This is a genomic window from Micromonospora sp. AMSO1212t, assembly GCF_008868145.1.
GTDB lineage: Bacteria > Actinomycetota > Actinomycetes > Mycobacteriales > Micromonosporaceae > Micromonospora > Micromonospora tulbaghiae.
The window spans coordinates 1-7,944 of sequence record NZ_WBKS01000187.1; the positions used below are offsets into that span (position 1 = coordinate 1).

At 74.1% G+C, this 7,944-nt stretch carries 8 protein-coding genes and 1 riboswitch; of the genes, 3 read left to right on the forward strand and 5 right to left on the reverse strand.

Going from position 1 to position 7,944, the window contains the following annotated elements:
- Positions 1-36: 36 nt before the first annotated feature.
- Entirely contained in the window at positions 37-354 is a 318-nt protein-coding gene (locus tag F8279_RS28105; RefSeq protein WP_225853442.1) for a GNAT family N-acetyltransferase, read from the forward strand.
- Here the strand turns inward: F8279_RS28105 and def are convergent.
- Positions 334-843 carry a peptide deformylase gene (gene def, locus F8279_RS28110; protein ID WP_091426893.1) on the reverse strand — a complete coding sequence of 170 codons (510 nt, stop codon included), beginning with the start codon at positions 841-843 and terminating at the stop codon, positions 334-336. The two genes, F8279_RS28105 and def, sit on opposite strands and share 21 nt — an antisense overlap.
- A 21-nt stretch (positions 844-864) precedes the next feature.
- Positions 865-1,362 carry a MarR family winged helix-turn-helix transcriptional regulator gene (locus F8279_RS28115; protein ID WP_151501556.1) on the reverse strand — a complete coding sequence of 166 codons (498 nt, stop codon included), beginning with the start codon at positions 1,360-1,362 and terminating at the stop codon, positions 865-867.
- Between the two features lie 48 nt (positions 1,363-1,410).
- On the opposite strand from F8279_RS28115, the gene pip reads away from it, so the two are divergent.
- Positions 1,411-2,376, forward strand: coding sequence for a prolyl aminopeptidase (pip, locus tag F8279_RS28120; RefSeq protein WP_151501557.1), 966 nt, complete (start codon positions 1,411-1,413; stop codon positions 2,374-2,376).
- Between the two features lie 54 nt (positions 2,377-2,430).
- On the opposite strand, the gene F8279_RS28125 is transcribed toward pip, so the two are convergent.
- Positions 2,431-3,624, reverse strand: a complete 1,194-nt coding sequence (locus tag F8279_RS28125) for a chorismate-binding protein (RefSeq protein WP_091426891.1) — start codon at positions 3,622-3,624, stop codon at positions 2,431-2,433.
- 123 nt (positions 3,625-3,747) lie between these two features.
- Here F8279_RS28125 and F8279_RS28130 point away from each other — a divergent pair, with 123 nt between their 5' ends.
- Positions 3,748-3,948: a DUF5999 family protein gene (locus F8279_RS28130; RefSeq protein ID WP_013286363.1), complete on the forward strand. Its 201-nt coding sequence runs from the start codon at positions 3,748-3,750 to the stop codon at positions 3,946-3,948.
- Between the two features lie 94 nt (positions 3,949-4,042).
- Here F8279_RS28130 and gcvP read toward each other — a convergent pair whose 3' ends face one another.
- Both gcvP and F8279_RS28140 read right to left on the reverse strand, forming a co-directional pair.
- A complete protein-coding gene (gcvP, locus tag F8279_RS28135; RefSeq protein ID WP_151501558.1) occupies positions 4,043-6,865 on the reverse strand; it encodes an aminomethyl-transferring glycine dehydrogenase in 2,823 nt (940 codons plus the stop codon).
- Positions 6,866-6,938: 73 nt separating this feature from the next.
- A riboswitch (glycine riboswitch) is annotated at positions 6,939-7,029 on the reverse strand.
- Between the two features lie 57 nt (positions 7,030-7,086).
- Positions 7,087-7,929 (reverse strand): NAD-dependent protein deacetylase, encoded by an 843-nt coding sequence (locus F8279_RS28140; protein ID WP_151501559.1) that lies wholly within the window; start codon positions 7,927-7,929, stop codon positions 7,087-7,089.
- Between the last annotated feature and the right edge of the window lie 15 nt (positions 7,930-7,944).

Here is a 7,944-nt window from a genome sequence, read left to right on the forward strand (position 1 = left end):
GGGGTGGCGTAGCCGGGGAACGGGTTGGACGCGCGGATGTTGGGGACGGGCCAGTACGTGGGTGGGCGGGAGCGTGGTCGGCTGGGGGCGGTGGCGGGGGTGCACGTGTTCGCGCCGCGGTGGCGGGTGGCGGCGCTGGGGAACGTGACGACGCATCCGGACGTGCGGGGTCGTGGTCTGGGTGCGGGTGTGGTGGCGGCGTTGTGCGCCGGGCTGCGCGCGTCGGTGGATCATGTGACGTTGAACGTGCGGGCGGACAACGCCGCGGCGGTGCGGTTGTACGAGCGGTTGGGGTTCTCCCGGGTGGCCGGGTTCACCGAGTGCGCGTTGACGTCAGCGGCCGCGGCTGGGTGAGTCGAAGCGGCCGGCGCGGATCTCGCGGAGGGCGCGGCGTCGGGTGTCGCCGCGCAGCGTGTCGACGTAGAGGCGTCCGCGCAGGTGGTCGGTCTCGTGTTGCAGGGCGCGGGCGAGGAAGCCGCTGCCGGTGATGGTGAGCGGTTGGCCGTGCTGGTCGTAGCCGTGGGCGGTGGCGTGCAGCGCGCGGGGGGTCGGGAAGTACAGGCCGGGGATGGACAGGCAGCCTTCCTCGTCGTCCTGGAGTTCGTCGGACACCTCCAGGGTGGGGTTGACCATGTGGCCGCGGTGGCCGTCGGCGTCGTAGACGAACACCTGGGCGTTGACGCCGATCTGGGGTGCGGCGACGCCGGCGCGGCCGGGTGCGCCGAGCAGGGTGTCCATCAGGTCGGTGACGAGGGCGCGCAGTTCGGCGTCGAAGCTGGTGACGGCTTCGCTGGGGGTGCGCAGCACGGGGTCGCCGATGATCCGGATGGGGCGCATAGTCATGTCCGGAAGGCTATCCGTTGCTTACCGTTCGCGGGTGTCCGGTGGGGTGTCGAGGAGCCCGGTGTCGGCGATGCGGTCGCGCAGGGGGCGGCGGCGCAGGGCGTCGAGGACGGCGTACAGCTCGTCGGCGAGCGGCACCGGCAGTTCGGTGTCGAGGTGGCGCACGGCGGCGGTGGTGGCGGCCCATTCGGCTTCGACGGCGGGCAGCAGGGCGCGGGCGCGGTCGGTGAGGGTGACGATGCGGTGGCGGGCGTCGGCGCCGGGGCGCAGGTCGACGAGGCCGGCGCCGCGCATCTGGGCGACGGTCTGGCTGGCGGCGGAGTGGGTGACGCCGACGCGGGCGGCGAGGTCTCGGATGGGCAGCGGGCCGTCGGCGACGAGCGCGCGCACGACAGGTGAGTAGCGGGGCCGGTAGTCGGTGAGGCCGAGGCGGTCGTGGACGGCTGCGACGTCGCCGTCGAGGACGTCCAGGACGTGGCGTAGCAGGGTGCCGAGGGCGTCGCGGTCGGGGGCGGTCACGTCCACTAATGTAACAGCGCTGTTGTATCTGACTCGGGGAGGCCACTGATGTATCCGCCGATCGAGCCGTACGCGCACGGCATGTTGGACGTCGGGGACGGACAGCTCGTGTTCTGGGAGACGTGCGGCAACCCGGACGGCCGCCCGGCGCTCGTGGTGCACGGTGGCCCTGGTTCGGGCGCGGGCGCGTCCTGGCGGCGGCTGTTCGACCCGGCCGCCTACCGGATCGTGCTGTTCGACCAGCGCGGCTGCGGGCGCAGCACTCCCCCGGCCTCGGATCCGGCGACCGACCTGTCGGTGAACACCACCGGGCATCTGCTGGCCGACATGGAGGTGCTGCGCGTACACCTGGGGATCGACAGGTGGCTGCTGTGCGGCGCGTCGTGGGGGTCGTCGCTGGCGCTGGCGTACGCGCAGCGCCACCCGGATCGGGTGAGCGCGCTGGTGCTGTTCAGCGTGGTCGCCAACACCAGCCGCGAGATCGAGTGGGTGACCCGGGACATGGGCCGGGTGTTCCCGCAGGAGTGGGCGCGGTTCCGCGACGGCGTGCCCGAGGCCGACCGCGACGGTGACCTGTCCGCCGCGTACGCCCGGCTGGTCGCCGACCCGGACCCGGCCGTGCGGGAGCGGGCCGCCCGGGACTGGTGCGACTGGGAGGACGTGCACGTGTCCCTCGCGGGCGGGCACGGGCCGAGTCCCCGGTTCGCCGACCCGGTGTTCCGGTACGGGTTCACCCGGCTGGTGACCCACTACTTCGCCAACCGGGGTTTCCTGCCCGACGGGCAGCTGCTGCGCGACGCCGGCCGCCTCGCCGGCATTCCGGGGGTGCTGGTGCAGGGCCGGCTGGACGTCAGCGGCCCGCCGGACATCGCCTGGCAGCTGACCCGGGACTGGCCGGACGCGCGGCTGGAGATCGTGGAGTCCGGCGGCCACGGCGGCGGGCACGGCATCAGCGAACGGGTGGTCGCCGCCCTGGACGCGTTCGCCGCCGACCGGAGCACTGCCACCGGATAGCCCCGCCGCGCGAGGCCGGGCCGCGCAGCCGGGGCCGGTCCGGCGGACAGCCCGTCAGCCGGCGAGCAGGGCGCGGATCGGGGCGGCCTTGGCGGCGGCCTCGGCGACCTCGGCGGCCGGGTCGCTGTCCCAGGTGATGCCTCCCCCGGCCCACAGGTGCAGCAGGTCCCCGTCGGCGGCGGCGGTGCGGATGGTCAGGCCCAGGTCGAGGCGGTCGGGTCCGACCCAGCCGAGCGCGCCCATGCTCGCGCCGCGCCCGACCGGCTCCAGCGCGGCGATGCGCGCCAGGGCGGCGTGTTTGGGCGCGCCGGTGACCGACCCGCCGGGGCACACCGCGCGCAGCAGGTCGGCCAGGCCCAGGCCGTCGGCGGGCGCCGCCGACACGGTTGACTCCGCCTGCCACAGGTCACACCAGCGGCGTACGGCGAACAGCTCGTCGACGCGCACCGAGCCGGTGCGGGCCACCCGGGCCAGGTCGTTGCGTTCCAGGTCGACGATCATGACGTGTTCGGCGCGTTCCTTGGCCGAGGCGAGCAGGTCGCGGCGTCCGGCGGGAGTGGCCGGCCGGGTGCCCTTGATCGGGCGGGTGACCAGCCGGCCGCGCTCGACGGCGATGAGGGTCTCGGGGGAGGCGCAGCCGAGCGCCCAGCCGGGGCCGTGCAGGGTGCCGCCGTAGCGGGCGCCGGGCAGCGCGGCGAGGCGGGCCAGCGCGGGCAGCGGATCGCCGCTGTACGGGGCGGCGGCGTGGCCGACGACGTTGACCTGGTACACGTCGCCACGGGCGATGGCGTCGCGGACCGCACCGACGGCGGTGGCGTGCGCGGCCGGGGTCCAGCTGTCGCGCCAGCCTCCGAGCCGCCAGGGCGCGAGGGCCGGGCGCGGGGGCGGCACCGGGCGGTCGGCGTGGTGGTAGACGACCACGACCAGGTCGGGCAGCGCCGGCGCGGGACTCGGCGCGCCGGGCGACACGCCGATGGCGTACGCGCCGGCGGCGGCGGACAGGTACAGCGCGGCGCCGCACACGCCGGCGTCGGGTTCGTGGCGGCCGGGGCGGGACAGGTCGTCGCGGGCGATGCCGTGCGCGGCGAGGAAGCGTTGTGCCAGGTCGGCGGGGTCGCCGCCGTCGCCGGTCGACCAGTGCAGGCGGGCGGTCTCGACGAGCCGGCGGCGGCATCCGGGCGGCGCGCCGGGAGCATCGACCTCCACCGCTGGGAGCGCTTCCACGACGTCCGGGCGGTTCCGGGTCATCCGTTCAGCCCATTCTGGGTGAACAAGACGCATCCTTGCTCGTTGCCGCTCAGTTTTCCTTGGTACTGTGCGTCACTGGTCATGTGAACCATGACACAGTGCCCCCACAGTCCGGAGAACCCGATGTGTCAGCACCAGCCCACCTGCCCCTCCGCCGACGCGACCGACCGCGAGGCCGCCCGCGTTCTCGCCTGCTTCCCTGAGCAGGGCTGGAGCCTGCTCTGCAACGGTGTCATCGTCTTCGAGGACACCGGTGAGCTGCTCCCCGACGGGCGCACCATCGCCCCGCACCGGGGCCCGGCCCGCCACGCCCTCGTCGCCTGAGCGATCACGCAGCGTCAGTGAGCGTACGCGCCGGTCAGGACCGTCCGGCGCACCGGCCGGGGCGGCGAGAGCCCACCGCCCCGGCGTCAGCCGCTCAGTCCTCGAACGCCTCCGGCGCGGGGCACGAGCAGACCAGGTTCCGGTCGCCGTACGCGCCGTCGACGCGCCGCACCGGAGGCCAGTACCGGCCCGCCCGGTCCACACCTGCCGGATAGGCGCCCACCGACCGCGGGTACGGATGCGGCCACTCGTCGGCGGACACCATCGCCGCGGTGTGCGGCGCGTTGGACAGCGGGTTGTCCCCCGCCGGCCACTCCCCCGAGCCGACCTTGTCGATCTCCGCCCGGATCGCGATCATCGCATCGCAGAAGCGGTCCAGCTCGGCCAGGTCCTCGCTCTCGGTCGGCTCCACCATCAGCGTCCCCGCCACCGGGAACGACATCGTCGGCGCGTGGAAGCCGTAGTCGATCAGCCGCTTCGCCACGTCGTCCACGCTCACACCGGTGGCCTTGGTCAGCGGCCGCAGGTCCAGGATGCACTCGTGCGCGACCAGGCCCTTGTTGCCGGCGTACAGCACCGGGAAGTGGTTGCGCAGCCGCGCCGCCACGTAGTTCGCCGCCAGCACGGCCACGCCGGTGGCGCGGGCCAGCCCGCCGGCGCCCATCATCCGCAGGTACGCCCACGGGATCGGCAGGATCCCCGCCGACCCGTGGTTGGCCGCCGAGATCGCCGGCCGCCCGTCGGCCCGCGCACCGAGGGGGTTACCGGGCAGGAACGGCGCCAGGTGCGAACGCACCGCGACCGGTCCCACACCCGGGCCACCACCGCCGTGCGGGATGCAGAACGTCTTGTGCAGGTTCAGGTGCGACACGTCCGCCCCGAACCGGCCCGGCTTGGCGAACCCGACCAGCGCGTTGAGGTTCGCGCCGTCGACGTACACCTGTCCGCCGGCGTCGTGGACCTTCGCGCACAACTGGGCGATGCCGGTCTCGTACACGCCGTGCGTCGACGGGTACGTCACCATGATCGCGGCAAGCGCGTCCCGGTGCTTGTCGATCTTCGCGTCGAGGTCGACCAGGTCGACGTTGCCGTCGGCGTCGCAGCCGACCACCACCACCCGCATGCCGGCCATCACCGCCGACGCGGCGTTGGTGCCGTGCGCCGACGACGGGATCAGGCACACGTCGCGGTGGGCCTCGCCGCGCTCCCGGTGGTAGGCGCGGATCGCCAGCAGCCCGGCCAGCTCACCCTGCGACCCGGCGTTGGGCTGCACGCTGACCGCGTCGTAGCCGGTCACCTCGGCCAGCCAGCCCTCCAGCTGCGCGATCAGCTCCCGGTACCCGGCGGTCTGCTCGTCCGGCGCGAACGGGTGCAGGTGCGCGAACTCGGGCCAGGTGATCGGCTCCATCTCGGTGGTGGCGTTGAGCTTCATCGTGCACGACCCCAGCGGGATCATGCCCCGGTCCAGCGCGTAGTCGAAGTCGGCGAGGCGGCGCAGGTACCGCAGCATCGCCGTCTCGGAGTGGTGGCTGTGGAACACCGGGTGGGTGAGGAACTCCGACGTACGGGCCAGCCCGTCCGGCAGGGCCGCGTCGGCGTCGCCGTCGAACCCGTCGACCCCGAACGCCTCCCACACCGCGGCGAGGTGCGCGGACGTGGTGGTCTCGTCGCAGGACACACCTACCCGGTCGGCGTCGACCAGCCGCAGGTTGACGTTGCGCGCCGCGGCGGCCGCCACCACCTGCGCGGCCCGGCCCGGCACCACGGCGGTGACGGTGTCGAAGAACGGCACGTCGGCCACGTCGACGCCGCCGGCCCGCAGGCCGGCCGCGAGCCGCGCCGCCGCCTCGTGGGTACGCCGGGCGATGGCCCGCAGCCCGTCCGGGCCGTGGTAGACGGCGTACATGCCGGCCATCACCGCGAGGAGCACCTGGGCGGTGCAGATGTTGCTGGTCGCCTTCTCCCGCCGGATGTGCTGCTCGCGGGTCTGCAACGCCAGCCGGTACGCCGGGTTGCCGTCGGCGTCGCGGGACACCCCGACCAGCCGGCCCGGCAGCATCCGCTCCAGGCCCGACCGCACCGCCAGGTAACCGGCGTGCGGCCCGCCGAAGCCCATCGGTACGCCGAAGCGCTGGGTGGTGCCCGCGGCGATGTCGGCGCCGATCTCGCCCGGCGGGCGCAGCAACGTCAACGCCAGCAGATCCGCCGCCACCGTCACCAGCGCGCCCACGCCGTGCGCCGCCTCGACCAGGGCCCGATGGTTCCGGACCGTCCCGGACGCGCCCGGGTACTGCAGGTGCAGGCCGAAGAACTCCGCCGGCAGCTCGTCGCGCTCCACGTCGAGGACCCGCACGTCGATGCCGAGCGGCTCGGCGCGGCTGGCGATCACCGCGACGGTCTGCGGCAGCGCGTCGGCGTCGACCACGTACACCGGGCTCTTGCTCTTGGACGCGCGGCGGGCGAGCGTCATCGCCTCGGCCGCGGCGGTGCCCTCGTCGAGCATCGAAGCGTTCGCGACTGGTAGCGCAGTCAGGCCGGACACCATGCTTTGGAAGTTCAGCAGCGCCTCCAGCCGGCCCTGGCTGATCTCCGGCTGGTACGGCGTGTACGCGGTGTACCAGGCCGGGTTCTCCAGCACGTTACGGCGGATCACCGCCGGGGTGTGCGTGCCGTGGTAGCCCAGGCCGATCATGGACACGGCCACGGTGTTACGCGACGCGAGGGCGCGCAGCTCGGCGATCGCCTCCCGCTCGCCGGCCGGGGCGGGCAGGTCCAGGGTGCCGTGCCAGCGGATCACCTCGGGGATCGCGGCGTCCATCAGCTCGTCGACCGAGCCGTAGCCGACTGTGTCCAGCATCCGGCGTTCGTCGTCGCGCCCGGGGCCGATGTGCCGGTCGGCGAACTGCTCTGCGGTCATGCGCTGCGCTCCTTGGTGGGGCGAGGTCGACGGGTCGGCCTCCCCCTGAGTCGCGCTGACGCGCTCCACAGCGCCTGCCCACGTGGTCCTTTTGCCTGAGAGGTTCCGGGGAGAATCTGCCCCTTCGGCGCCGTCGGGTCGACGGTCTCTCCCACGTGGGTGGTACCGGCACCTCCAACGCTACCAGCGGGCGTGTTTCCGGCTCATGTCCCGGGGGTTGATCACACCGGCGCCGGGGCCACCGCCACCCGGTCGGCGAGCGCGCACAGGGTGGCACCCAGCGGGGCGTCCAGGCGCAGCGCCGCGTAGCCGTCGCCGCGGGTGACGCCCTGGTTGACGATCACCACCGGGATGCCGTGGCGGGCCGCGCGCAACACGAACCGCCGCCCCGACATCACCGTCAACGACGACCCGAGCACCAGCAGCGCCCGAGCCCGCTCGACCAACGCGAAACAGTCCGCGACCCGCGGCGCGGGCACCGTCTCGCCGAAGAACACCACGTCCGGCTTGAGCATGCCGGTGCCGCAGATCCCGCAGTCGACGGTGCGGAACCCGGTCACCGCCTCGTCGGGCAGGTCCACGTCGCCGTCGGGGTTGACGCGCGCCACCCGCGCGTCGAAGCCCGGATTCGCCTCGGACAGGCGCCGGTGCAGCTCGTCACGGCCGGTGGCGTTGCCGCAGTCCAGGCACGTCACCTCGTCGAGGCGGCCGTGCAGCTCGATCACGCCGGTGGCGCCGGCGGCGGTGTGCAGCCCGTCGACGTTCTGGGTGATGATCCCGCCGAGCAGCCCGGCGTCCTGCAGCCGGGCCACCGCCCGGTGCCCGTCGTTGGGCGCCGCCCGGGCGATGGTCTGCCAGCCCAGGTGACTGCGCGCCCAGTAGCGCCGGCGCGCCAGCGGATCCCGGGTGAACTCCTGGTACGTCATCGGGGTGTGCCGGCGCGCCGCGCCGCTGGGCCCCCGGTAGTCCGGGATGCCCGACTCGGTGGACAGGCCCGCGCCGCTGAGCACCACCACGTCCCCGGCGGCCACCAGCCGCGCCAGTTCCTCGAACGCCTCACTCACCCGTCCATGGTCCCT